Below are 23,442 nucleotides of genomic sequence, written 5' to 3' on the forward strand. Positions count from 1 at the left end.
GCCCCGGCGGCGGCCGCGCCCGGCGCGGCACCGCCACCCGCACGCACCCCCGAGGAGGCCGACGCCCGCTGGAGCGCGCTCCAACAGGGCACCAGGTCCGGCCGGCGCGCCGCCGGTGACCCGGCGACGCCCGGCGCGGCCGACGGCCCTGACCACAAAGGAGATGACGGCTCGTGAACACTCCCGAAGCACGAGCGGCGGACGGGCTCGCCTGGGTCCTGACGCCGCTGCTGGAACTCCCCGGCGTGCGCCATGCCGTGATCGCCACCGGCGACGGCCTGGTCGAGGGCGCTTCGCCGGGGCTGAGCCGGGCGTCGGCTGAGCGGGTCGCCGCGATGACGGCGACGCTGCACGCGGCGGCCCGGGCGTTCACCACCGCGTTCACCGAGCGGGACGCGCCCCGGCTCCAGCAGACGGTGGTGGAGTCGGAGGAGGGGTACGCCATCGTGGTGCCCGCCGGGCAGAACACCTCCCTGGCCCTCATGGCCGAGCCCGACGCCCAACTGGGCAACGTCGCCTACCAGATGCAGGTGCAGGTCGCCGCCCTGGCCCGCGCGATGGCGGCGCCCGCCCGCCAGTCGGACGCGCCGCAGCGGACACCGGACGCGGCCGAGGCCCCACTGGACGCCGCCGCCAGGCCATGAGCCGTGCGCCACGACGCCGACTGGTCCCCGCCTACCTGGTCACCGGCGGCCGTCAGCCCACCTCGCGCCCCGACCTGGACCGGCTGTCCGTCCTGACCCTGGTCGAGGCGCCGGAGCCCGGGGCCGACGTCGGGCCCGAACACCGAAGGCTGTGCGCGCTGTTGGAGCCCGGTTCCCTGAGCCTGGTCGAGTGCGCCGCCCATCTGGGGCTGCCGGTCAGCGCCACCGTCGTGGTGGCGGCCGACCTGATCGAACGCGGCCACCTGCACGCGCGGGGGCCGGTGCCCCGGGCGCAAGAGATTGACCGTTCGCTCGTGGAGAGGCTTCTCGTTGGACTCCGCACCCTCCGTTGACCTGGTGGGATACCTGCCAGCCGGCGGACAGACCCTGATGAAGCTGGTGGTCACCGGCCCGTTCGGGGTGGGCAAGACCACCCTGATCCGCACCCTCTCCGAGATCCCTCCCCTGCACACCGAGGAGGCGATGACGGCCTCCAGCACCGGGCACGACGACCTCGCTGGCGTGCCGGAGAAGTCGACGACCACCGTCGCGGTCGACTTCGGCCGCCTCACCGTTCCCGGCGAGCTGGTGCTCTACCTCTTCGGCACCCCGGGGCAGGAGCGGTTCTTCCCGCTCTGGGAGGACATCGCGCGCGGCGCGCTGGGCGCGCTGGTGCTCGCCGACACCCGGCGGCTCGGCGACTCGTTCCCCGTGATGGACATGGTCGAGGAGCAGGGCCTGCCCTACGCCGTCGCCGTCAACCGCTTCCCGGACGCCCCCGCCTACGGCGACGAGGTGCTCCGCAAACATCTCGACCTGCACCCCGGCACCCCGCTGGTGCAGTGCGACGCCCGCGGCCGACACAGCAGCGTCGAGCCGTTGATCGCGCTGGCCGAGCACGTGCTGACCCGACTTCCCGAGGACCGGCCATGACCACAGCGACGCCGCTCGCCCTCTACGGCCCCGACTTCGCCGCCGACCCGGCCGCCCACTACGAGCGGCTGCGCGTCCACGGGCCGCTCGCCCCGGTCGAGTTGGCGCCCGGCGTCGAGGCGCTGCTGGTCATCGACTACCAGGCGGCGCTCGACCTGCTGCGCGACACCCACACCTTCTCCAAGGACCCGCGCGCCTGGCAGGCGACCGTGCCGCAGGACTCGCCGATCCTGCCGATGCTCGCCTACCGGCCCACCGCGCTCTTCAGCGACGGCGAGACCCACGCCCGCTACCGGGCCGCCATCACCGACAGCCTGGGCCTGATCGAACCGCACGTCCTCCAGCGGCAGGTGGCCGTGGCCGCCCAGCGGCTGATCCGCGACTTCGCCGCGACCGGCACCGCCGACCTGGTGACCCAGTACGCCCGCCAGCTGCCGCTACACGTCTTCAACAGCTGGTTCGGCGTGCCGGAGGAGGACAGCGAACGGCTCGTCAACGGCATCGCCGGGATGGTCAACTCGGCGGCCAACGCGGCCGCCGCCTACGCCGACCTGGTCGCCGTCGTGACCCGACTGGTCGCCGACCGCCGCGCCCGGCCCCGGCGCGACCTGATCTCCTGGTTCCTGGCCCACCCGGCCGGCCTGGAGAACGACGAGGTCATCCGGCAGATCACCCTCACCATGAGCGCCGGGCACGAGCCCAGCACCAACCTCATCGGCAACGCGCTGCTGCACATGCTGACCGACCCGCGCTACGCCGGCTCGCTCTACGGTGGCGCGATGACCGCCCACGAGGCGATCAACGAGGTGCTGTGGCAGGACCCGCCGATGGCCAACTTCTCGGCGCACTACCCTCGTTACGACACCGACTTCCACGGCCGCCGGCTGCGCGCCGGGCAACTGGTGCTGGTCTCCTACGCCGCCGCCAACCTCCAGTCACGGCCCGAGGTCGGCCACGACCTGCCGCGTTCCGGCGAGAACGCGCACCTGGCCTGGGCGGCCGGCCCACACGGCTGCCCGGCCCGCCAACCGGCCCTGCTGATCGCGATCACCGCGATCGAGCGGCTGACCAGCCACCTCACCGACATGGAACTGACCTGCTCCCCCACCGACCTGATCTGGCGCCCCGGCCCCTTCCACCGCGCCCTGACCGCCCTCCCTGTCCGCTTCACCCCCCTGACGGGGCTGTGAGGCGGCGAACGGCCCGCCGCCGTGCGCTGCGGCGGGGGTGACCTGTGGTTCGTCGTATCACCGTCGTGCCGCTCCGTCAGGCCAGATGATGTCCACGGGGATTCCCGCCGCGCGCGCCTGATCGACGGTGTCGGCGGTGCCCCCCTTGCCGTTGGGCGGGTGCCCGTCCCAGACGGCGACCAACCGGTCGGCTCGGCGCAGCATTTCCTTGCCTGCTGCCTCGTAGGCTTCCCGGCCCGCGCGGTCCATCGGCACCGTGAACACTTCGCTTGCCGCTTCGCGCAGGCGGTCGTACTGCTCTGCCTCGTTGGCCTTCACCTTGCGCTCGCGGTAGTCCCGCCCCGGGACCACGACGACCAGCCGGCCACCCGCGTCCAGCACGGCCTCGGCGAACAGCGAGTCGGCGCCGGCGGCGATACACGAGACCCCGACCAGATCGACGGCGTCGTACCGGCCCAGCAGCTCGCGGAGCGCGGCGCGCACCAGCACGACCGTCTCATCGGTCAGGTCCATGTGCCCGGTCACGGCGATCGTCGTCATGATCGTGCCCTCCCTGGGAGGTGAAGTGGTCAATCCGACGGTAGCGCCCTGAGACGGTCCCGCGCCTCGCGCGCCTCCGGGGTGGAGTACCGCGCGGTGTAGGGGTAGAGCCGCATCAACTTCGCCCGCACCTGGGATGCTTGGGTCTCTTCCGCCGCATCCGCCGCCTGGCACGTCCGCTCCAGCGCGATGCGGGTGTCGCCGAGCAGCCACGAGCACTCGGCCAGTCCCGCCAGATCGAGTGCCCGGCTCTTCACTCCCTCCGGCCCCCGCAGTTCCACGGCGGTCCGGATCGCGGTGCTCGCCTCCTCAGCGAAGCGAGCAGGTTCTCGGCGGGCCAAGCCCAGCAGACGGTTCCCGGCGACGCCGGCCACCTCGGACGGCCCGAAGTACCTGATCCAGTAGGGTTCCTCGGCGGTCGGGCCGGCCTCGGCCAGCGCCTCCGACGTCTGATCGATCGCCCGGCGAAATGCCCCCACGCGCCCGGCCGAGGCATAGCACCACGCCTCGCGGCTGTACAGCATCGCCGTGACACGTGGTGTCGCGACACCACGGGCGCCGTGCTGCGCCATCCGCACCAGTTCGAGCGCGTCCTGGGGACGGTCGTGGTCGTGGAGCATCTGCCGCGCCATCCCAGCGAGCAGGTTGGCGCCCAGCGCGCGGTCGTCTCCGGCGTGCGCGGACCGCAGGGCGAGACGGTAGTACGTCTGCGCGTCCCGTTGTTGGCCGTTGTCCCAGGCCATGCTGGCCGCCGTCCCCGCCAGATCGGCCATCACCCGGTAGAGCCGTCGCGAGATGCTCTCGGCCTGGTGCTCCGCTGCCGCGTCGGCGACTTCGGCGAGTTGCCCGAGGACGGCTCGGCGGCGCAGGCCGCCGCCGTGGCGGCGATCCCATTGGCGCATCACGCGTGCCGTCTCTTCCAGTTGCTCGACCTCGCGGACGCCGAGTCGCCCGATACGGCGGCCGTCGCCCTTGGGTGACGGCGTCAGCCATTCCTCGACATCGTCCAGCAGGCTGGCACCCATCGCGATGCCGACGAGAGAGCGGGTGGCAGTGCGGCGGTCCATGAGCAGATCGTTCCTCGTTTGGCGGGCCGCGAATTCGCGCGTGGCTGCCGGGGACCAGCCGTCTGTGGCTGGTTGCGCGGCCATCGTGGGCGGGGGCTGCGCGTTCCGGGGCTCCCAGGTTCTCTGGGCGAGGCCGAGCATGTGGCCAGGGATGCGCAGTCCGTCGGCGATGCGCGCGATCACGTCGTAAGAGGTCACCTGGTGGGTGCCCTTGATGATCGTGCTGACTTTGCCAGGAGTGAGTTGGCAGGCAGCGGCGATGCGGTTCTGGCTCAGGCCGCCGTACTTGCGGATCAACGCGAAGGTGGCGGCGAAGTCGTGCTCAGCGAGGGCGCGTTGCAGGTCGGGGCGGTCCAGTAAAGCCGAGTCGAACATGGGGTGGTGTGTGGTCATGGGCGCCACACCTCCGCAACGCTACAGATCGTCACCTATAAGGAGCGGTGAGTCTATTGCCGAGGCGGTAACCCTCGCCGGAGATCCCCAAACCCCGTACCGCCGGCGACGCTTCTCACGTCAGCACCCCCACGCACCCCGGAGGCTCACCGTGGACACCCTGTCCGTGCAAGACGAGTGGATGCCGGTCGGCCCCGATCCGGTGACGCTGCCAGTCGGCCGTTGGTTGGGCGCGATCCGCGCCCAACCGCCTGGTGCGCGAGCCGCGCGGCAGGCTGCCGAGGGCCGCGCCATGGCCCCCGACGCCGGCGACCCAGCTCCCCGGCCGTCGCTGGCCGACCTGCACGACAGGGCGGAACGCCTGAGAAGCGTGGTCCGCGCGCACCTGGGAGGGGGCGACCGATGAACGTGCCCACCGCCGCCGCCCTCGGCGGCTGCCCTCGGGCGACGGCCGCTTCGCCGGCCTCGCCCTGGTCCTCCTCAACCTCTTCGGCCTGGCCTTCGTGGTCTACGCCGCCGAGACCACGACGGCCGTCCCCGACCAGGCGACGGCGGTCCCGGACGCCTGACGGCGCACACCCACCAACTCCGCCCGACGTCTGGGGCGTTCTCCGGTTCCCAGTCCCGGAGCACCGCCCATGTCTCGGGCGGACCGTCGCCCGCCCCCGGGCGTCCCGCCTCTCGCGATGGGTGCGGGCGACACCCCACCGTTCCCCCGGGCCGGTCCGAGATCTCTCCCGGCCCATCGCCTTCACCGTCGCGCTGGTGCGGCGCATCGCCCAAGCCGACCGCGACACCACGCGACCCAGCCCCGTGAACCCCCGCCCGGAAGGTTGATTCGCCGTGTCCGACCTCGCCGTTCCCCACACCCTCACCACCTGGGGGCCGCGCCGTCTCCCGGTGCCGTACGCCGCGCACTGGAGCGGTGAAGGCCGCTACGGGCAGCGGGTCTCGATGCGGCCGGACCTGGCCGGCATCTGGTACCTCGACGAGACCCCGGCCGACCGGGACGCCTTCGGCGTGCTGTGGGCCCGCATCCAGAACACGCCCGGCCAGGGGCGGCCGGACTTTCCGTCCATGCACCCGGGGCGCCAACGCCGGGCGCAGGCCGAGCGGTTGTGCCAGGTGTGCGGCGAGCGCGCGAGCCACAACCGCGACGGTTGGCTCTTCCTGATGAACGACGACGGCTCGGACCGCTACGAGGGAACGAAGGTGACCAAGCCCCCGGTCTGCCTGCGCTGCGCCGCCCTGGCCGTCGAGTACTGCCCGCACCTGACCCACCCGGTCGGCGTCCGCTCCCGCCGCCCCAAGGTCTGGGGCGTCTTCGGCACCCTCTTCACCCCCGGGCCGAACGCCCGCCTCAACGCCCATGTGGACGAGTACCTGCCCTACGGCCACCGCGCCACCGAATGGTTCTTGGCGTCCCAGCTTGTCGTGGAACTCAAACGCTGCACCGCAGTGGACCTCGACGCCGAGTTCGAGGCCCTCACCCCATGACCGGCGAGATTTGCCCCGTGCCCACCGCTGCGGCGGGCTTCCCGACCCGCCGGCCGGCGCAACCGTCGGCGCCGGCGTCCTCGGCCTGGAGTGCCGACGCGACGACCACCGGGTGGCCACGCTGCTGGGCGCGGCTGAACGACGAGCAGACCATGCGCGAGGTCACCGCCGAGCGCGTCATGCTCCACGCGCTGCGCGGGCACCGCAACTCCCCCATCGCCAGCTGCCGCGTCACCGAGCCCGACGGCCAACTCTCCCTCCGTGGCATGGTCTTCGACCGCGACGGCTCCCGCTTCGTCCACGCCCACCGCCGGGGCGAGGAGAGAAACGACCCCGCCGCGCTCGGCGCCCGGGTCGCGGCCGAGCTGCTGCGCCAGGGCGCCCGCGACATCATCGAGGGCATCCCGCACTGACCACCGGCCCCGGCCCCTGGCCCGGCTGGTATCGACCCCTTCCACCGCGTGGACGCGCCGAGGCGATAACGGCGGAGCCGCGCTCAGGCGGAGGCGCGGGCGAGGGTGCCTGCGGTGAGCGTGGCCAGCATCTCCTGGAGGGCGGTCACGAAGTCCAGCCGGAACGCGGTGAGCGAGGGGTCGGCCTCGTAGGCGGCGAGCATCGCGGGGGAGGGCCGCGCGTGCGTCCACACGGCGCCGACGGCATGATCATGGCGGCGGTCAACCGGGGTGCGCTGTCGCCCAGTTCGGGAAGGGACCGGTGGGCCAGCGCCGCGATGTCGGCGACGTTGGCCACGGCCGCGCGCTTGTGGCGGGCGGCCACCTGCGGGGAGACGTTGTGCTCCAGCACGCCCGCCTGCGCGCTCAGCAGGTCACACAGGACCCGGCGTCGGGCGAGGGAACCCGCGATGACGGCGGCGAACTGCTCGCGCCGCACCGCCGGCAGCCCCGTCGAGGCGCTCGTCGTCCACCCGGGGTCGGCGATGACCGGCCTCCAGCAGCACGGCACCGGCATCCTGAGCCGCCTGGTCACCCCGGTCGCCGCACGCCTGCTCATGGGCTCGGCCGAGGGCGCCGCCTGGCCCTCCCTCTACGCGGCGACCAGCCTGCACGCCCGGACGGGCCGGTTCATCGGCCCCGCCGGACGGGACCAGACCTCCGGCACCCCCAAGCCCGCCAGGCTCCCCAGGGGCGCCGACGACCCCGAGGAGGGCGCGCGACTGTGGGCGGCGAGCGAACGGCTCACCGGCGTCCCCTTCGACCTCGGAACCGGGGCCGCCGCCTAGGGTCCGTCCCGCGCGCCCCCCGGGACGCCCCCCCAACGACGAAAAGCCCCGGCGGGGCCCTGACCCGTCGGGGTCGGGGCCCCGCCGGGGGCGGGGGTGGGGCGCGGAGGCGGGTGGGTCAGGTCGGCCGGTGGGTCACCTCTCCTTGGTCGCGCTCAGCAGCGCCGGGATCGGGATCACGTCGTTGGGGATCTCCGCCGGGTCCTTGCTGATCGCCTGGGTGACGGTGAAGCCGCACTCCTCCAGCCACCGCCGGTAGACGGACAGCTTCTGCGGCCCGCCCTGGCCCATCGTGGCGCCGATGAAGAACGCCGGGAAGAAGTCCACGTTGTAGTTGTCCGTGTCGTGGATGTCCTCCGGATACACCGGCACCATCACATGGAGCTGCCCGCCGACCTCCAGCGTCCCGTGGACGTTCCTCAGGATGCGGAAGACGTCGTCCCGGTCGAACATGTCCAGGAAGTGCTTGATCAACACGACGTCGAAGCCGGACGGTGTCCCGTCGAAGACGTCGCCGCCGATGAACGAGCAGTGGTCCGCCACCCCGTGGGCCCGGAAGTTGGCCAGGGCCTCCTCCTCCTTCTCGGGCAGGTCGAAGGTGGTCACCTTCAGCCCGGGCGACTCCTTCATCTGATAGGTGTGGATCGCCCCGAGACCGGTGTTGCCCGCCAGGTCGAGGACCCGGGAGCCGGCGGGGATGTCCACGTTCTCGAAGAACCACGGGTCGATCCGCGCGGTGACCGTGTCCATCAACGTGGCCCAGGACTCCCGCAGATCGCGGTGCTCCGCCACCGCGCCGTAGAGCGTCCCCTCCGCCCCGTACAGCTCCTTCAGCCCGACCAGCGTGCCGGTGCGCGCGCTCTCCGTCAGATAGAACAGCTGCCGCAGCGCCACCACCTTGATCATGTTCATATAGGTCAACGCGCGCCGCAGGTCGCGTTCGGGGACGTCGGCCAGCGCGTCCAGCGAGTAGCCGCCCGTCCGCTCGTCGCAGGCGACCATCCGCTCCTTGACCAGCAGGAACAGCAGTTGCTCCACCGCGTCCGGCTTGACGCCCACGGCCTCGCCGAGTTCGGCGGCGGTCTGGCCCGGCTTCTTCTGGATGGCGTCGACGATGCCCAGCTCAAAACAGGACAGCAGGGTCATGAATCGCGCCGGTCCCACCATGTACTCGCGGAAGCGCGCCAGCGTGGCCTCAGGTGTCATTGCCTCGGTCCCTTTCGAGTGGCTTGTCGCGTTGGTTGTTGCCATGGCCGCGCCTCAGCCCCGCTGTTCCTGGAGCCGGCGGGACAGCTCGATCCGCTTCACCTTCAACGTGGCGGTCCTGGGCAGTTCGGCCTGCGGGATCTGCACCGGCTCGGCCAGCTGCGGGAAGTCGACCACCGCCGCGCGCCACCGCTCGCGGTCCAGCGGCCGGTCGTTGGCCACGCAGACCACGGGCACCGGCTCCGACTTCGGGCCCGGCACCACGACCAGCTCGCTCAGCTCGTCCAGCTTGCCCAGCACCAGGTCCTCGACCTCCAGGATGCTGCGCACCCCGGGGATCATGTCCACCTCGCGGTCGAGCATGTGCAGACAGCCGAGCTTCGTGCGGTAGCCGACGTCGCCGGTGCGCCACCAGGCGCCGTTCCGGTTCTCGTCGTAGCGCTCCTGCTCGCCGTGGTAGGTCTTCGCCAGCCCGTCCCAACCGACCTCGATATAGCCCGGGTTGGTCTCCGAGACCGGCGCGCCGTTCCGGCTCACCAGCCGCACCTTCGCCGACCCCGGCCAGGGGAAGCCCACGCAGCGGCCGTCCGCCTCGTGCGCGGTCTGCTTGAAGTAGGGGCGGCCGACGGCCGGGCCGACCTCGCTCTGCCCGTAGATCTGGAAGAAGATCGGCGCCTTCCGGTCCGACGCGTGCAGCAGCCGGCTCATCGTGCGCGGGTGCATCGCGTCGAACGTGCTGCTGAAGCACTTCACCGAGGAGAACGGCCGGCGCGGGTCGTCCGTCAGGGGCTCCCACTCCATCAGCGAGTTGGGCAGCGCCTCGACGAACCCCGGCCGGTGCCTCAGGAAGAGCGAGGCGACCTGCTCCGGATCGGACTCGTTCATCAGCAGGACGGGGATCTCCTTGAGCAGCGCCAGCGACATCGCCGCGAACATCCGCGAGTGGACGAAGGAGATGTGGATCGCCACCGTCTCCCGCATCCTGGTCATCGACAGCAGGTGCCACTGCGGGGTGAGCCGCGTGCCCATGGTGCGCGGGGTGTGCACCACCAGCTTCGGCAGGCCCGTGGTGCCCGAGGTGTGGGTGATCATCGCGGCCTCGTCCATCGGCCGCAGCCGCGGCCGCACCCGGTCGGCGCCGGCCAGTTCGGCGAGCGAGACGGCACCGGGGCGCTCGCCGGAGATGATCAGCACCCGCTCGGTCAGCTCGGCCAGCGGCACCTCGCTCATCCCGTCGAGCTTGGCGACGTCGGTCAGCAGCGTCGCCCGCTCCAGCCGGCCGAGCAGGGCGCCGACGGTCGCGGGGTCCAGGTGCGGCGAGAGCATCACCGGGATCGCGCCGACCCGTGAGGTCGCCGTGGCGAGAATCCAGACGTCGAAGTTGGCGCTCTTGTGGATCGCCACATGCGCCCCGGGGCGCACCCCGGCCGCCCAGAGACGGCCCGCCAGGTCGTCGACGTGGTCGGCGAGTTCGGCGACGGTCAGCCGGCGCCCGGCCTCCGGCAGGACGTGCAGGTCGTGGTCGAGGGTGAGCAGCGTCGCGCTGTTTCTGGCGGCGGCCCTCTCCGGCACGAGGCCGAGATGAAGACCGCGCTTCCGTATCGCCTTGTGGATGGACAAGCCCTTCATCGTTGCTGTCTCCCTGTCGGTGTGCGGTGGACCTGCGGGACGGTGCGGGCGTGCGGGGGTGCGGGCGTGCGGGCGCGTGGGGCCGCCAATCCGCGGGCAGGGGCGGCCTCCCGGGGGTGGGGCGTCGCCGGCGGTCCCCGGGTGTCGGAAGTGGGGCGGGGGACGGTCAGTCCGTCCAGAGCCTGAGCTTCTCCGGGTTGCGCATGGCCCAGATGTGGGTGATCCGTTCGCCGACCACCTCGATGGCCAGCACCACCACGACCTCGTCGCCCTGGAGGGCGACCAGCCCCGGCTGGCCGTTGACCGTGCGCAGCAGGATGGTCAGGTCGGGCGCGCGCTCCGCGATGTCGACGAAGACGCCGGCGACCCGCTGGTGTCCCTCGACCGGGCGGGGCTCGGCGCTGGCGATGCCGCCGCCGTCGGCGATGGTGGTGACCTCGGGGTCGAGCAGCCCGATCAGCGCCCCGATGTCCTTGGCCTCCCACGCCTGCTTGAAGTGCCGCACCACATCGGTGCGTTGGGCCGCCGACGGGGCGCCGGGCGCCCGGCGGGCGCGGATGCGGCGGCGGGCCGAGGACGCCAACTGGCGGCAGGCGGCCGGGGAGCGGCCGACGATCTCGGCGACCTCGGCGAACGGGTAGTGGAAGACGTCGTGCAGGATGAACGCGACCCGCTCCGCCGGCGTCATCGACTCCAGCACGACGAGGAACGCCATGTTGACCGACTCGTCGAGGGTGACCCGTTCCGCCGGGTCGACGGCCGCGCCGCCCGACCGCCCGTCCAGCCACTCCGTGCGGTCCGGCAGCGGCTCCGGAATCCACTCGCCCACATAGCGCTCCCGCCGCGCGCGGGCCGAGCCGAGCAGGTCGAGGCAGACCCGGCTCGCGACCCGGGTCAGCCAGGCGCCGGGGGAGGCGATGGCCGCCCGCCGCTCGGGGGACATGGCGTACCAGCGGGCGTAGGTCTCCTGCACGACGTCCTCGGCGTCGGCGAGCGAACCGAGCAGCCGGTAGGCGACGTTGATCAACTGCCGCCGCTCGCGCAGCACGTCGCGCAGGTCGGCCTCGTCCAGGTCAGCCTCGCGTAGGTCAGCCTCGCGCAGGGCATTCGCCGGCTCGCCGTGAGTGGTGCTCATCTGGTCCCAACTCCCTTGTGCGCGCGGCCGGTTCGGCGCACCGCCGGGCGGCGGCCCGCCGTTGCCGCGCACCCCACCTCACATTACGGGGGGCCGCTTCGTCAGTACCTGTGACCGTTCGGTTCCCCTCGCCCTGGCCGGAGCCGGACGCCGGTCACCGCGTCGGCTTCGTGACCGAAGCCGCTCACCGTCCCGAGCTGAGGAGAACCGTCATGAACGTCGCCCTGTGGATCGTCGCGAGCGTGCTGGCCGTGGCCTTCCTGGCCGGCGGGGCCATGAAGCTGGTCCAGCCGAAGGAGAAGCTGGCGGCGTCCGGCTTCGGCTTCGTGGAGGACTTCAGCGAGAACGCGGTCAAGGGCATCGGCGCCGTCGAGGTGCTGGCCGGCATCGGGCTGATCCTGCCGGCCGCGCTCGACATCGCCCCGGTGCTGGTGCCGTTGGCCGCCGTCGGCGTCGTGCTGCTGATGATCGGCGCGATCGTGGTCCACGGCCGGCGCAAGGAGACCCAGTCGATCGTGGTGAACGTGATCCTGATCGCCGTCGCCGGCTTTGTGGCCTGGGGCCGCTTCGGACCCCACTCCTTCTGACGGGTTCCGTGCGCCTTCCGGCGCCTCTTTCGACCATCTCGGAACGGCCGGCCGCCGCCCGACCCCCCGCGGGCGGTGGTCAGGCCGCCGCCCGACCCCCCGCGGGCGGTGGCCGGGCCACGCGGCCCAGGACCGGCACCCCGGTCCTGGGCCGCGCTACTTCTCCGAACGGGCCGCGCACCGCCGGCCGTTCAGCCGGCCCGGTCCGTTCAGAGTCCGCTCAGTCCGTGGCGCGTCAGTCCGTGGCGAGCGCGGCGGCCGCCGGCAGCCGGCCGGCCGCCTCGGTGGCCACCCGCAGCACGCCGCCGAACCAGGGCGCGTAGCGGTCCGGCTCGTCGGCCAGCTCCCGGCGCAGCCGCTCGGGCCCGACCCAGCGGACGTCGGCGACCTCCTCCGGGTCCGGGGTCAGCTCCGTGCCCACCGGCACCCGGCCGACCAGCACATGGTCGTACTCGTGCTCCACCCGGCCGGTCGCCGGGTCCTCCGCCCGGTACACGTACACGCCGGCCCGGTGCAGGGCCGCTTCGCGCACCCCGATCTCCTCGACCAGCCGGCGCGCGGCGTCCTCGACCAGCGTGTCCCCGGGCGCCGGATGGCCGCAGCAGGCGTTGGCCCAGCGCAGCGCGAACCGCGTCTTGACCGCCGCCCGCCGCTGCACCAGCACGCGCCCCTCCTCGTCCAGCAGCAGCACCGAGAACGCCCGGTGCAGCCGCCCGGGCGCGGTGTGCGCCTCGGCGACCGTGGTGGACCCGGTGGCCACCCCGTCCGTGTCGACCAGCTCCACCAGCTGCGCTTCCCGACTGACCATCGAGGGTCACCCGCCTCCCGTGATCCGGGCGGCGCCGCGCCGGCCGGAGTCGAACACCAACAACGGCAGTTCCCAGACTTCTTCCGACAGTTGAATGGCTATGCGCCGCCTTCTTCGGAGTCCGACAACAACATGACGTTCAGCATCTGAGCCCGCCACTGATAGTACGCCTGGACTTTGTGGTACTCCCCGTCGGGCGCCGAGGTGATGGCGTAGACGGACCTGCGGTCGTCGCCGTCGTGCGGATAGTGGTGCAGGAAATGCTCGATCTTCGGCTCTATGGCGACCGGAAGTGTGAACGGGTCGGGCGTCATCACCGCAAAGCAGATACGTTCGATTCTCCGGGAATCCCAGCCGACCGTGGTGTAGATGCCGAACGCCTCCCGGCCGAGCCGCAGCAGCCGTTCGCTCGGCTCCGGGAGCCCGATCTCCCGCAGCAGCGTCCGCATCCCCTCCGACTGGAAGCACTCGGCGGGCGCGTTGCCGAAGTAGGTGTTCACCGTGCGGTGCCGGTAGTCGATCCCGACCAGGCTGACCCGGTCGTGGAGGCCATGGCGGGTGAAGAAGTCCATGTTCTCGCCGAGCGCCGGCGGCGCCGAGGGCAGCTCGGCGAGCGGGGCGAGGTCCTGGAGGTCGTCGGCGGGAAAGAACGACCAGGTCTTCTTGAAACCGCCGACCACCCCGAAGTCGATTCCGGAGGTGTCGATCGGAAAGTTCCGGTGGATCTCACCGAGGAGGCTGCCCACCGGGTGGTCGGTCTTGGCGGTCAGGTCGTTCGCCAGGGCGATCGCGTAGGGATCGGTACTCGCGGGAAACATCGTGAACCGGCAGTCCAGGTCCCCCGCGTTGCGCGCCCCGGTGGCCACCCGGAACGCGATCACGGAACGCGCGAGTTTGTCCTCGTAGGCGGTGAGGATCGGCCAGACCCTCGCGCGTTCGCAGGGCACGTCCAACAGCCCGGCGGATTTCTCGATATCGGCGTAGATGCGCGCCAACGCCGTGGTGTCGGCGGTTCTTTCGGCGTGGTGGGACATGCGTCCTCCAGGTGTCGCTCCGGGCGTGGATGGTCCGCGTGGCGGCGGCCCGCGTGGCGGATGCGGGTGAACGGGCCCCGCTACCGGGCGAAGACCAGGGTGGCGGGCGAGGGGGTCGGCTGGAACGTGATGTCCGTAAAGCCGGCCTTGAGCAGCCAGGCGTGGTAGTCGGCGCGCCGCCAGGTACCGCCCCGCTTGCTCTTGAGCAGCATCTCCGAGGCGAAGATCAACGGGAACGGCGGGCCGCCCCGGTCGTCGTCCACGACGTAGTCGCAGATCACCAGCGTGCCGCCGGGCCGCAGCGCGGCGCGGAGCCGGGCGAGGATCGCGATGTTCTCCTCGGGGCCCTCCTGGTGGGCGATGTGGGAGAACACGGCGACATCGTGCGCGGCCTCGCCGAAGTCGGTGGTGTGCAGGTCGCCGTCCACGCAGTCGAAACGGTCGGCGACGCCGCGCTCGGCCACCAGCCGGCGGGCGATCTCGTTGATCGGCGCCCAGTCCAACTGGGTCGCGCGCGCCTCGGGGTTGAGGCCCAGCCAGATCGCCGAGTAGATGCCGGAGCCGCCGCCCACGTCGAGGATCGAGATCGGGCCGGCGCCGGCGAGCCCCAGCTTCTCGGCGGCGATCTCGGCGACCGGCACCGACTGCGCGGCGATGGCCGGAACGACCTCGGCCCAGTGCGGGTTGTCCGCCACCTCGGTGGCCGCGTCCGCCACCGGGCCGCCGACGCGGACCACCTCGGGCAGGTCCACCATGGCGCCCATGTGGGCCAGCTTCAGCCGGGCGAAGCTGCTGAGGTCGGCCGGCCGGCCCCTGACCAGGAACGTCGCCGCCTCGGGGGAGTTGCGGTAGCCGCCCTCGCCCAGCACCACCAGGCCCAGGCTGACCAGCCCGTCGAGGAGGGTCTGGGCGCCGCGCTCGGAGATCCCGGCGCGGGCGGCCAGTTCGTCGGCGGTGGTGGCACCGGCGTCGAGGTGGGTGAAGAGGCCGTGGGTTGCGGCGGCGCCCAGGATGCCGGTGGCCCAGTAGCCGTTGATCAGCCGCATGATGCCGTCGGGCGTCGGCTTCCCCGCGCCGGCCGTCGGCCCGTCCCCCGTGCTCGGCTGGCCGTCGGGGCTGTTCTGGCTGTCGGGCTTGTCGTCGAGATCGCTCATGCGTTGTCCCTCGTGTGGTTGGCCAGCGCCCTCCGCAGGGCGGTCACGACCCGCTCGACCTGCTCCCCGGTCAGCTCGGCGTGCATGGGGATGGCGAGGTTCCGCTCGAACAGGTCGGCGGAGACCGGGCACTTCTGGTCGGTTCCGTAGACCGGCTGGAGGTGGGAGGCCCAGGTGCCGTGGCCGCAGCCGATGCCCTGGCCGCGCAGCTCCGCCGCGACCGCCGCGCGGTCCACGCGCGGGTCGAGCGTCACCATGTACGACTGCCAGGCGTGGGTGCGGTCCTCGGGCACATGCGGCAGCGTGACCAGCTCCTCGTCGGCGAGCAGTTCGCCGTAGCGCGCGGCGACGGCTGTGCGGCGCTCCAACAGCTCGTCGATCCGGCCGAGTTGCACCTGGAGGATGGCGGCGGCGATGTCGGAGAGCTTGTAGTTGTAGCCGATCTCGGTGAAGACCGGGATCGGCAGGCCGACGACCTGCGCCTGGTCGAAGATGCTGCCGATGCCGAACGAGGACCGCACCCGGGCGTCGGCCGCCAGCTTCGGGTCGGCGGTCAGCAGCGCGCCGCCCTCGCCGCTGCTGGCGCCCTTGCGGCCGTGGAAGGAGAGGCAGGCCACGGGGGCGAGGGCGCCGGCCGGGCGGCCCCGGTAGGTGGCGCCGACGGCGCAGGCCGCGTCCTCGACGACGAAGAGGCCGTGGCGGGCGGCGATCTCGTTCAACTCGTCGTAGTCGGCGGGGAGTCCCACGGTGTCGACGACGATCAGGCCGACCGTGCGCGGGGTGACCAGGTCGGCGACCGAACGCGGGTCGACGGTGCCGGTGTCGGGCCGCACGTCGGCGAAGACCGGCGTGCCGCCGACATAGGCCACGGCGTGCGCCGGCGCGGGGAAGGTGTAGTCGGCGACGATCACCTCGTCGCCCGGGCCGACGCCGAGCGCCAGCAGGGCGAGGTGGAGGGCGGCGCCGCAGTTGCTGGTCGCGACGGCGCCCCCGACGCCGTAACGTTCCGCCAGTTGGGCTTCCAGCGCCTTGCCGCGCGGGCCCTGGCCGGCCGGCCAGCCGGAGGCGAACACCTCGGCGACGGCGGCCAGTTCGGCCTCGCCCAGGCTGGCGTGGACCAGGTCGATGGGCTCCGGCGGGTTGCCCGGGTCCGAGGAGAACATGGTGGTCACCGCGCGACACGCTCCGTTCCGGTCGTCGTTCCGGCCGTCGCCCGGTCGGCGGGCGGGGCGTCGCTCGACGTGGCCGGCGGCTCGAAGCGCAGCGGCGTGATCTGGGTGACGTCGTAGCGATCGCGAAGGTCCTGCACGGCGTCCCTGCTGGGGGAGCCGCCCGCGTCGAAGATCTGGCAGATCTCCTCGAAGTACTTCTCGTGGTCGGGCGAGGGCGCGCTCTGGAAGAGCATCCGCGCCGGCTTGTCGGTGGGGTTGCGGAACGCGTGCGGGGTCCCCGGCGGGACGAACATGCAGGCGCCCACCGTCGCCCGCACCACGCGCTGGCCCTCGGGGGACTCCCAGTCGTACCAGGAGTCCTCGGTGCGCTTCAGCGGCTCGAAGGCGAAGAGTTCCAACTCCCCTTCGAGAACGTAGAAGAGTTCCTGGGAATGGAGATGCGAATGCGCGCCGACATCGAATCCCGGGGGGACCACGACCTCGAAGACGGATATCGAGGAGCCGTCGGCTGCGGTGACCTTGAACGTCACCTCCTGCATGGGGGTGATCAGCTTTCGCCCCTCACCGGGCGGGACTATGAGACCGGTCATGCGAATGCGTTTCCTGTCGTCGGTGTGGGATGTCGCGTGAGGCGGCGGGCGTCCTGTCGGCCCTGGCGTCGAGCGCCCGGGTGTGCCGCGTTCTAGGCCGTGTCCGGGGCGCCCGGCAGGTCGATTCCCCAACGGCCCACCGCCATCTCGGCGGTGATGCCGGGGCCGAATCCCGCGATCACGCCGGTGGCGTCCGGCATCGGCGTGTCCTCCTCGAACAGTCGGCGGAGGGCGTCGAGCACGACGGCGCTGGCGATGTTCCCGTATTCGGTGAGGGTCGCCCAGCTGTGTCGGAACATCTTGCGGTCGACGTCGAGGAACCTGCTGAGGTCGTCCAGAATGCGCGGACCGCCGGCGTGGATGATGTAGAAGTCGAGGTTCTTGATGTCCCAGCCGTGGTCGGCGGCGAGTTCGCGCAGCACGGGGGCGAGCGGCTCCATTGTTCCCGGGACCCTGCGGTCCAGTTGGAAGTGGAATCCGGTGTCGCGCACGGCGTAGGAGATCCAGTCCTCGGTGTGCGGAATGAGATACGAGGCGTTCCGCTCCAGGGAGATGCCCGTGCCGCCCCTGCCGCGCACCACGGCGGCGGCGACGGCGTCACCGAAAAGGCCGTCGGACAGCAGGGAGCCGATGTCGTCGTCCGTGGGCTGGTAGCACAGCGAACACAACTCGCAGGAGACGATGAGGACATTGCCCTCGGGATAGGCGGTCAGAAAGTCGTGGGCCCGGTTGATCGCGGAGCCGCCGGCGGCGCAGCCCAACTGGGCGATGGGTATCTGACGGGTGTCGGACCGGAATCCCATGGCGTTGATCAGCCAGGCGGTCAGCGAAGGCATCGTGAATCCCGTGCAGGACACGTAGACGATCGCGTCGATGTCCCGTGCCGTTAACGCGGCGTTCGCCAGGGCCTGTTCGACGACCTCGGGGCACCGCTTCCTCGACTCGACCTCGTAGACGCGGTTGCGTTCCTCGAAACCCGGGTGCTGGAGCGTCTTTTCGATGGGCTGCACGATGTGGCGCTTCCGCACCCCCGTGTTCCTGATGAGCCGCAGGGCCAACGGAAGCTGTGGCTTCCCCGCGTGGGCCTCCTCGGCGAAAGCCAGCGTCTCTTCCATGGTGATGACGTGTTCCGGCACACTCACCGACGGCTTGCAGAGCCTTGGCATATCGAGAATCTACTTTCTGTAGAGTTTCCTTGGAATCTGCCTTCTCCGCGTGAAGTTTTTTCTCGCAGGTCTCTCGGTGCTTGTCGGTCGGCGCCCCGATGGGTGTGGGGGCACGACCGGGTCGAGATGGTTTCGGGACGGTCGAGGCGGTCGGGGGCGAACGGGCGGGCGGCGACGGGGGCTACGGCTCGGCGCGCGCCGGTGGGCCCCGACCGGGCCGATGAGTGTTCGCGCAGGTCAGCGACATGCGAAACGCCGCCGGCGACGGGTGTCGGCCGGCGGCGTGTGCGACGGACGGTGAGGAACCGGCGGGGCCGGTCGGCGCGGCGCGGCCGGGAAAGGCGGCGGCCGGGGCCGTGACGGGGAACGTCGCCCGGGTCTGGGCGACGCGGGGCCGGATCGCGCCCCCGCGAGGAGCGAGGGCAGGATGAGGGCAACGATTATATGTATAGGTTCTTCGTCGCAGGACTGTCAAGGTCTGCGGCTTTGGATCATCAGTTTCCGGCACCCCGCGCCGAGTTGGGGCCCGGGCGCGTTCGGCGGGCCGGCCGGAGCGGGATTCCCACAGGCCGGACAAGGACGACAAGAGCCACCATTCGCGAGCGCATGGTGGCCGGTTGGGTCCGCCGACGCGTGGGCGTGCCTTCGGAAGGGCGGCGGTGCGGAGAAAGAAATCCCCCGCCGGCCGCCGGCGGCTTTCTACTGGTCCTGATCCTGGCCGGTCAACTGGTCGAAGGTGGCCGTGACATCGTCCGGATGGTAGTAGGCCCGGCCGGTGTGGGTGTAACGCCGCCAGCGGTAAGTGTGGGCGTAGCGGTAGACCGTTCCCTTGGGAACGTGCCACAGCGCGGCGATGTCGTCAGCGGTCAGTCCGGCCGTCGTCGTTCGCGGTTTCACGCGCTCTCTCCTTGGCTTCTTCGAACCTGACGGGCGAGCCTGGTCCAACTCGTGGCCGGCCACGAGTGGTGGGGGGAGATCGAGCAGGCGATATCCGAGGGAAGGGCGTCGTCACGGGACCGCATTCGCGCCACCAACTCGCCCTCGCATTCGGGAACCGGGCAGTAGCCGAGGGGAACGCGCCGGGACCTGTCGGGATAGGCGACGTGGTGGGCGCGTCGGGTGAGTTCCCGGATCTCGTCCATGAGATCGCCGGCGGCGGGATGCCGGGTCAGCCAGTCGATATGGCGGCAGAGAAAGCGGGAGAGAGCGGGAATGTCGCGCGCCGGGCGGGAGACGCCGCGTTCCTGGACGACCAGTCCCGACCAGGAAGCCAACACCGTGCGAATGGCCGCGCGTATCTCGGCGGCGGCCGGGCTGATCGAGTCGACGGTCGCGCTCTTCCGGGGAATCCGCCGAATGACGCGGACGACTTCCGGACCCGTTCCCCGATCGCAGTCGGAATACAGGGCGGGCAGATTGAGCAGGTCGCTCACCAGGCGGTCCCGGCACATCAGACATAAGAACCAGCCGGCACCGGCCCTGCCAGGTCTCCCGTTCGCGCCCGCATCGCGCCCACTTCTGCACGAAGTGGCCTGACACAGCTCGGGACTTACCACGGTTTCCCCCTCACAGGTGCCGAAAGTCGGCTGCTCAGCCCGGGTGGTCGTGCTGTGCCCCTCCTGAGTCCTCGGGAGGAAAAGCGGGAAGCGCAGGCGGGAATGTGGCCCCTCTGCAAAAGGGGCCATAGGCTCGCCATGCGCATGAGGCTGAGAAGGCTGATCTACGATCTTCGAGACCGACAGGGCTCGTCAAGAGGGGCCGGTGGCCCGTCGCTGTGCGTCGCGAAACGCATCGCCTGTGTGACGCCGCAGGGCCGTTCCCCCGGGGGATATGTGAGGCTTTCGGGCGAAGAGCGCACCGCCCCCGGGCGTTGGCGGGTTCTCGCCAGCGCGGTCGGGTGTGGAACCGCCAGAGCCCGCCGGAGCGACCTCGGACGCGCCCGGCGCACGCCGGGCGTGAAGCCGGCCGCGAGCGGTCGCGAGCCGGCCGCGCGGCGGGTTCGACGGCCGCTACGCACCGCCCGGTTGGCGGCTGCGGCGGCGCTCCAGGAAGAGGTCGGTGAAGACCGGGACCTTGGCCCGCGGGGCCCACGGGTCGAAGGGCTTGCCGATGTAGTCCACGGCGCCGGCGGCGTAGCCCCGCGCGGGCGGCAGCGGGTGCCCGGGGGCCGCCGCGCTCTGGCGTTCCACCAGCTCCATCTGCCGCTCCAGCAGCGCGCACCGCGCCTCCGCCTCCTCCCGCCGCCGCTGGGCGTCCGCCAACTCGGCCCCAGTTCGCTCACTTCCGACTGCAAACGGTCCCGCTCCTGGCGAACATCGGAGCGGCCCGTCAACGCCCGCCGGCCGCCCGCCCGTTGCCCCCGGTGGGCCCCCGGTCGCCCGTCAGCGCGGGGTCGGAGCCCGTCGGCGTTCATCGGAGCCCGTCGGAGCCCGTCGGCGTCCGTCGCGTCCGTCAGCGTTTGTCGGCGGTGACGGCGCCCCCGGGCCCGCCCGCGCCCACCGCGCCCTCCCCGCCGCCGTGGCACCGTTCCCCGCCGCTGTGGTAGCGGCCGATCGGCAGCATCAGCGGGCGGCCCGAGACCGGGTCCTCGATGACGCGGCTCTCCAGCCCGAAGACCGCGCGCACCGTCTCCTCGTTGAGCACCTCGGACGGGTGCCCGGCCGCGTGGAGGGCGCCGTCGGCGACGGCGATCAGGTGGTCGGCGTACCGGGCCGCGAGGTTGAGGTCGTGCAGCACCATCACGACGGTGGTGCCCCGCGTCCGGTTGAGGTCGGTCAGCAGGTCCAGCACCTCGATCTGGTGGCTGGCGTCGAGGAACGTGGTCGGCTCGTCGAGCAGCAGCAGATCGGTCTGTTGGGCCAGGGCCATCGCGATCCAGACCCGCTGCCGCTGCCCGCCGGACAGCTCGTCCACGGCGCGGTCGGCCAACTCGGCGGTGCGGGTGGCGTCGAGGGCGGCGGCCACGGCGGCGTCGTCCCGTTCGTTCCAGCGGGAGAACACGCCCTGGTGCGGGTGGCGGCCCCGGCCGACCAGGTCCAGCACGGTGATGCCCTCGGGCGCCACCGGGGACTGCGGCAACAGGCCGAGCGTGCGGGCGAGTTCCTTCGCCGGCAGCCGGTGCACGGCCCGCCCGTCGAGGACCACCTGCCCCGCGCGGGGTGTCAGCAGCCGGGTCATCGAGCGCAACAGGGTCGACTTCCCGCAGGCGTTGGCGCCGACGATGACGGTGATCGCGCCGGGCGGCACGACCAGGTCCAGGGAAGAGACGACGACGCGGTCGCCGTAGCCGAGCGTCAGCCGCTCGGCGGCGAGTTGGTGGGACGTGGTCACGTCGAGCCTCCCGCCCGATGGGTGCGGACGATCAGATAGATGAGGTAGGGAGCGCCGAGCACGCCGGTCACCACCCCGACCGGGTAGCGGTGGTCGAACGCGAACTGCCCGACGAAGTCGGCGGCCAGCACCAGCAGCGCGCCGACCAGGCCGGCCGGCAGCAGCGTCGAGGCGCCGGGGCCCACCAGGCGGGCCGCGATCGGCCCGGAGAGAAACGCCACAAACGCGATCGGTCCGGTCGCCGCCGTGGCAAAGGCGATCAGACCAACGGCCGCCACGATCAGGGTGAGTCGAACGCGTTCCACCCGGACCCCCAGCGCGGCGGCGGTGTCGTCGCCGAGCCGCAGCGCGTCGAGGTCACGCGCCCGCGACAGCAGCACCGGCGCCAGCACGGCCAGCGCGACCAGCGCCGGCACCGTCTCGTTCCAACGCGCGCCGTTGAGGCTGCCGGTCAGCCAGCGCATCGCCTCCGCCAGGTCCCACTCGGCGGCGCGGGAGAGGACATAGGAGGTGACGCTGTCGAGCATCGCCGAGATCCCGATGCCGATGAGGATCAGCCGGGTGCCGACCACGCCGTCCCGGAACGCCAGCCCGTACACCAGCAGCGCCACGCCCAGCCCGGCCGCGATCGCCAGCACGGAGACGGCGGTTCCGCCGAGCGAGAGCGTCACGATCGCGATCGCGGCGGCCGCGCTGGCGCCCGCGCTGATGCCGATGATGTCGGGGCTGGCCAGCGGGTTGCGCAGCATCGTCTGGAAGGTGACGCCGGCCAGGCCGAAGCTCAGCCCAGCGGTCACGGCGAGCACCGCGCGCGGCAGCCGCAGCCGGCCCACGGTGAACGAGGCGCCCGGCACCCGCTCGCCCGCGATCACCCGCAGCACCTCGCCGGGCGGGTAGTACGTCCGCCCGAACATCAGGCTCGCCGCGAACGCGGCCACCACCAGCACCGCCAGGACCAGCACGACCAGTCGCCGCCGCGCCGCCCGCCGCCTCCGCCCGACGGCGACGGCCCGCACTGTCCCGGCCGGCGCGCCGTTGCCGACCGGGACATCGTTGACGGGCGGCGGTCCGGCGACGCGCCGCGCGGTCGGGGCGGTCACAGGGCACGCACCTTCTGGCGACGCACGACATGGATGAAGAACGGCGCGCCCAACAGCGCGGTCACGATGCCCACCTCCACCTCGCTCGGGCGCGCCACCACGCGCCCCACCACGTCGGCCGCCGTCAGCAGCGCGGCGCCGGTCAGCGCCGCGAACGGCAGCAGCCAGCGGTGGTCCACGCCGACCAGCAGCCGGCAGGCGTGCGGAACGACCAGCCCGACGAAGCCGATCGGCCCGGCCACCGCCGTCGCAGCCCCGCACAGCACCACCGCGCCGAGCGCGGCCGTCGCCCGGGCGCGGGCCACGTGCTCACCGAGCCCCGCCGCGAGTTCGTCGCCCAGGGCGAGGGAGTTGAGGGCACGCGCCGACAGCAGACAGATCGCGAAGCCGACGGCGAGGAACGGCCACACCTGCCCGATCCGTTCGAAGGAGGCGCCGCCGACGCCGCCGATCTGCCAGAGCCGGAAGCCGCCCGCGATGTCGTTGCGCGGCAGCAGCACCGCGCTGACCAGCGAGGCGAACGCCGCCGACGTGGCCGCCCCGGCGAGTGCCAGCTTCAGCGGCGTCGCGCCGCCGCGCCCCAACGAGCCGACGACATAGACGAACCCGGCCGAGACGGCCGCCCCCGCCATCGCCACCCACACATAGCCGACCGGCGAGGCCAGCCCGAAGTAGGCGACGGCCGTGACGACGGCGAGCGAGGCGCCCATGTTGACGCCCAGAATCCCCGGGTCGGCCAGCGGGTTGCGGGTCACGCCCTGCATCACCCCGCCGGCCAGGCCAAGCGCGGCGCCGACCAGCACCGCGAGCACGGTGCGCGGAACGCGCTTGGCCACGGCCGCCTGCTCCAGGGTGTCCTCGGCGCCGCCGAGCCCGGCGACGACGTCGGACCAGGCGACGGTGCGGGAGCCGAACGCGACCGAGGCCAGCATGGTCGCGGCCAGCACCAGCACCACGGCCAGCAGCCACAGCAGCCGCGCCCGCGCCGAGCGCGCCCGCGCGGGGCGCCGCCGTGGCGCGGCGTCCG

The 23,442-nt window shown here is 72.3% G+C and carries 24 protein-coding genes and 2 pseudogenes; 8 read left to right on the forward strand and 18 right to left on the reverse strand.

Annotation, left to right across the window (positions count from 1 at the left end):
• Nucleotides 1-173: 173 nt before the first annotated feature.
• Genes EBN88_RS17195 through EBN88_RS17210 form a run of 4 tightly spaced genes read left to right on the forward strand, consistent with a single transcriptional unit; the run spans nt 174 to nt 2,767 of the window.
• The gene (locus tag EBN88_RS17195; RefSeq protein WP_122184776.1) at nt 174-644 is read left to right on the forward strand and encodes a roadblock/LC7 domain-containing protein; all 471 of its coding nucleotides are present in this window, start codon (nt 174-176) and stop codon (nt 642-644) included.
• Complete coding sequence (locus EBN88_RS17200; RefSeq protein ID WP_122184777.1) at nt 641-997, forward strand: DUF742 domain-containing protein; 357 nt, start codon at nt 641-643, stop codon at nt 995-997. The genes EBN88_RS17195 and EBN88_RS17200 overlap by 4 nt, the downstream gene beginning before the upstream one ends.
• Nucleotides 975-1,577 (forward strand): GTP-binding protein, encoded by a 603-nt coding sequence (locus EBN88_RS17205; protein ID WP_122184778.1) that lies wholly within the window; start codon nt 975-977, stop codon nt 1,575-1,577. Before EBN88_RS17200 ends, EBN88_RS17205 begins: the two co-directional genes overlap by 23 nt.
• On the forward strand, nt 1,574-2,767 hold the full coding sequence (locus tag EBN88_RS17210; RefSeq protein WP_122184779.1) for a cytochrome P450 family protein: 1,194 nt from the start codon (nt 1,574-1,576) through the stop codon (nt 2,765-2,767). The genes EBN88_RS17205 and EBN88_RS17210 overlap by 4 nt, the downstream gene beginning before the upstream one ends.
• A gap of 57 nt (nt 2,768-2,824) precedes the next feature.
• On the opposite strand, the gene EBN88_RS17215 is transcribed toward EBN88_RS17210, so the two are convergent.
• Nucleotides 2,825-3,307 (reverse strand): hypothetical protein, encoded by a 483-nt coding sequence (locus EBN88_RS17215; RefSeq protein ID WP_122184780.1) that lies wholly within the window; start codon nt 3,305-3,307, stop codon nt 2,825-2,827.
• A 29-nt stretch (nt 3,308-3,336) separates the two neighbouring features.
• A complete protein-coding gene (locus EBN88_RS17220) occupies nt 3,337-4,767 on the reverse strand; it encodes a helix-turn-helix domain-containing protein (protein WP_122184781.1) in 1,431 nt (476 codons plus the stop codon).
• Between the two features lie 843 nt (nt 4,768-5,610).
• On the opposite strand from EBN88_RS17220, the gene EBN88_RS31950 reads away from it, so the two are divergent.
• Both EBN88_RS31950 and EBN88_RS17225 read left to right on the forward strand, forming a co-directional pair.
• Nucleotides 5,611-6,264, forward strand: coding sequence for a hypothetical protein (locus EBN88_RS31950; protein WP_233580747.1), 654 nt, complete (start codon nt 5,611-5,613; stop codon nt 6,262-6,264).
• A complete protein-coding gene (locus EBN88_RS17225) occupies nt 6,261-6,677 on the forward strand; it encodes a hypothetical protein (RefSeq protein WP_233580748.1) in 417 nt (138 codons plus the stop codon). Before EBN88_RS31950 ends, EBN88_RS17225 begins: the two co-directional genes overlap by 4 nt.
• Before the next feature lie 83 nt (nt 6,678-6,760).
• On the opposite strand, the pseudogene EBN88_RS32745 reads toward EBN88_RS17225, so the two are convergent.
• Nucleotides 6,761-7,152, reverse strand: a pseudogene (locus EBN88_RS32745) (TetR/AcrR family transcriptional regulator); the annotation flags it as partial.
• On the opposite strand from EBN88_RS32745, the gene EBN88_RS17235 reads away from it, so the two are divergent.
• The gene (locus tag EBN88_RS17235) at nt 7,127-7,504 is read left to right on the forward strand and encodes an SDR family NAD(P)-dependent oxidoreductase (protein ID WP_233580753.1); all 378 of its coding nucleotides are present in this window, start codon (nt 7,127-7,129) and stop codon (nt 7,502-7,504) included. The pseudogene EBN88_RS32745 and the gene EBN88_RS17235 sit on opposite strands and share 26 nt — an antisense overlap.
• A 135-nt stretch (nt 7,505-7,639) precedes the next feature.
• Here EBN88_RS17235 and EBN88_RS17240 read toward each other — a convergent pair whose 3' ends face one another.
• The 3 genes from EBN88_RS17240 to sigJ form a co-directional block, all read right to left on the reverse strand.
• The gene (locus EBN88_RS17240; protein WP_233580750.1) at nt 7,640-8,710 is read right to left on the reverse strand and encodes a methyltransferase; all 1,071 of its coding nucleotides are present in this window, start codon (nt 8,708-8,710) and stop codon (nt 7,640-7,642) included.
• Nucleotides 8,711-8,764: 54 nt separating this feature from the next.
• A complete protein-coding gene (locus EBN88_RS17245) occupies nt 8,765-10,339 on the reverse strand; it encodes a class I adenylate-forming enzyme family protein (protein WP_122184782.1) in 1,575 nt (524 codons plus the stop codon).
• 166 nt (nt 10,340-10,505) lie between these two features.
• The gene (sigJ, locus tag EBN88_RS17250) at nt 10,506-11,474 is read right to left on the reverse strand and encodes an RNA polymerase sigma factor SigJ (RefSeq protein ID WP_122184783.1); all 969 of its coding nucleotides are present in this window, start codon (nt 11,472-11,474) and stop codon (nt 10,506-10,508) included.
• 212 nt (nt 11,475-11,686) lie between these two features.
• On the opposite strand from sigJ, the gene EBN88_RS17255 reads away from it, so the two are divergent.
• Nucleotides 11,687-12,061, forward strand: coding sequence for a DoxX family protein (locus tag EBN88_RS17255; protein WP_122184784.1), 375 nt, complete (start codon nt 11,687-11,689; stop codon nt 12,059-12,061).
• A gap of 235 nt (nt 12,062-12,296) precedes the next feature.
• On the opposite strand, the gene idi is transcribed toward EBN88_RS17255, so the two are convergent.
• From idi to EBN88_RS17320, 12 genes and pseudogenes are all read right to left on the reverse strand, one after another.
• Nucleotides 12,297-12,869 (reverse strand): isopentenyl-diphosphate Delta-isomerase, encoded by a 573-nt coding sequence (gene idi, locus EBN88_RS17265; protein WP_122184785.1) that lies wholly within the window; start codon nt 12,867-12,869, stop codon nt 12,297-12,299.
• A gap of 98 nt (nt 12,870-12,967) precedes the next feature.
• Nucleotides 12,968-13,903, reverse strand: a complete 936-nt coding sequence (locus tag EBN88_RS17270) for an aromatic prenyltransferase (protein ID WP_122184786.1) — start codon at nt 13,901-13,903, stop codon at nt 12,968-12,970.
• An 80-nt stretch (nt 13,904-13,983) separates the two neighbouring features.
• Nucleotides 13,984-15,057, reverse strand: coding sequence for a class I SAM-dependent methyltransferase (locus tag EBN88_RS17275; RefSeq protein WP_233580751.1), 1,074 nt, complete (start codon nt 15,055-15,057; stop codon nt 13,984-13,986).
• Nucleotides 15,054-16,220 carry a DegT/DnrJ/EryC1/StrS family aminotransferase gene (locus tag EBN88_RS17280; RefSeq protein WP_122184792.1) on the reverse strand — a complete coding sequence of 389 codons (1,167 nt, stop codon included), beginning with the start codon at nt 16,218-16,220 and terminating at the stop codon, nt 15,054-15,056. Before EBN88_RS17280 ends, EBN88_RS17275 begins: the two co-directional genes overlap by 4 nt.
• A 5-nt stretch (nt 16,221-16,225) precedes the next feature.
• Nucleotides 16,226-16,819, reverse strand: a complete 594-nt coding sequence (locus EBN88_RS17285; protein ID WP_122184787.1) for a cupin domain-containing protein — start codon at nt 16,817-16,819, stop codon at nt 16,226-16,228.
• Between the two features lie 92 nt (nt 16,820-16,911).
• Complete coding sequence (locus EBN88_RS17290) at nt 16,912-17,985, reverse strand: type III polyketide synthase (protein ID WP_199742401.1); 1,074 nt, start codon at nt 17,983-17,985, stop codon at nt 16,912-16,914.
• Between the two features lie 699 nt (nt 17,986-18,684).
• On the reverse strand, nt 18,685-18,882 hold the full coding sequence (locus EBN88_RS17295) for a hypothetical protein (RefSeq protein ID WP_122184788.1): 198 nt from the start codon (nt 18,880-18,882) through the stop codon (nt 18,685-18,687).
• Entirely contained in the window at nt 18,879-19,418 is a 540-nt protein-coding gene (locus tag EBN88_RS17300; RefSeq protein WP_233580752.1) for a hypothetical protein, read from the reverse strand. The genes EBN88_RS17295 and EBN88_RS17300 overlap by 4 nt, the downstream gene beginning before the upstream one ends.
• Nucleotides 19,419-19,994: 576 nt before the next feature.
• A pseudogene (locus tag EBN88_RS17305) lies at nt 19,995-20,141 on the reverse strand (response regulator); the annotation flags it as partial.
• A 295-nt stretch (nt 20,142-20,436) separates the two neighbouring features.
• A complete protein-coding gene (locus EBN88_RS17310) occupies nt 20,437-21,315 on the reverse strand; it encodes an ABC transporter ATP-binding protein (protein WP_122184789.1) in 879 nt (292 codons plus the stop codon).
• On the reverse strand, nt 21,312-22,331 hold the full coding sequence (locus EBN88_RS17315) for a FecCD family ABC transporter permease (protein ID WP_122184795.1): 1,020 nt from the start codon (nt 22,329-22,331) through the stop codon (nt 21,312-21,314). The genes EBN88_RS17310 and EBN88_RS17315 overlap by 4 nt, the downstream gene beginning before the upstream one ends.
• Nucleotides 22,332-22,411: 80 nt before the next feature.
• Nucleotides 22,412-23,442, reverse strand: a 1,031-nt coding sequence (locus tag EBN88_RS17320; protein WP_407703422.1) for a FecCD family ABC transporter permease, incomplete at its 5' end; no start/stop codon positions are given.

It is taken from the genome of Streptomyces triticirhizae (genome assembly GCF_003696235.1).
In the GTDB taxonomy this organism is placed as follows: domain Bacteria; phylum Actinomycetota; class Actinomycetes; order Streptomycetales; family Streptomycetaceae; genus Streptomyces; species Streptomyces triticirhizae.

Excerpts from the sequence above, each read along its gene's own strand:
- EBN88_RS17255 (WP_122184784.1), top strand. The coding sequence starts at position 11,687 with ATGAACGTCGCCCTGTGGATCGTCGCGAGCGTGCTGGCCGTGGCCTTC.
- EBN88_RS17270 (WP_122184786.1), bottom strand. The coding sequence starts at position 13,903 with ATGTCCCACCACGCCGAAAGAACCGCCGACACCACGGCGTTGGCGCGC.
- EBN88_RS17215 (WP_122184780.1), bottom strand. The coding sequence starts at position 3,307 with ATGACGACGATCGCCGTGACCGGGCACATGGACCTGACCGATGAGACG.
- EBN88_RS17225 (WP_233580748.1), top strand. The coding sequence starts at position 6,261 with ATGACCGGCGAGATTTGCCCCGTGCCCACCGCTGCGGCGGGCTTCCCG.
- EBN88_RS17290 (WP_199742401.1), bottom strand. The coding sequence starts at position 17,985 with ATGCCAAGGCTCTGCAAGCCGTCGGTGAGTGTGCCGGAACACGTCATC.
- EBN88_RS17245 (WP_122184782.1), bottom strand. The coding sequence starts at position 10,339 with ATGAAGGGCTTGTCCATCCACAAGGCGATACGGAAGCGCGGTCTTCAT.
- EBN88_RS17280 (WP_122184792.1), bottom strand. The coding sequence starts at position 16,220 with ATGTTCTCCTCGGACCCGGGCAACCCGCCGGAGCCCATCGACCTGGTC.
- EBN88_RS17285 (WP_122184787.1), bottom strand. The coding sequence starts at position 16,819 with ATGACCGGTCTCATAGTCCCGCCCGGTGAGGGGCGAAAGCTGATCACC.
- idi (WP_122184785.1), bottom strand. The coding sequence starts at position 12,869 with ATGGTCAGTCGGGAAGCGCAGCTGGTGGAGCTGGTCGACACGGACGGG.
- EBN88_RS17275 (WP_233580751.1), bottom strand. The coding sequence starts at position 15,057 with ATGAGCGATCTCGACGACAAGCCCGACAGCCAGAACAGCCCCGACGGC.
- EBN88_RS17235 (WP_233580753.1), top strand. The coding sequence starts at position 7,127 with ATGACGGCGGCGAACTGCTCGCGCCGCACCGCCGGCAGCCCCGTCGAG.
- EBN88_RS17240 (WP_233580750.1), bottom strand. The coding sequence starts at position 8,710 with ATGACACCTGAGGCCACGCTGGCGCGCTTCCGCGAGTACATGGTGGGA.
- sigJ (WP_122184783.1), bottom strand. The coding sequence starts at position 11,474 with ATGAGCACCACTCACGGCGAGCCGGCGAATGCCCTGCGCGAGGCTGAC.
- EBN88_RS17200 (WP_122184777.1), top strand. The coding sequence starts at position 641 with ATGAGCCGTGCGCCACGACGCCGACTGGTCCCCGCCTACCTGGTCACC.
- EBN88_RS17220 (WP_122184781.1), bottom strand. The coding sequence starts at position 4,767 with ATGACCACACACCACCCCATGTTCGACTCGGCTTTACTGGACCGCCCC.
- EBN88_RS17210 (WP_122184779.1), top strand. The coding sequence starts at position 1,574 with ATGACCACAGCGACGCCGCTCGCCCTCTACGGCCCCGACTTCGCCGCC.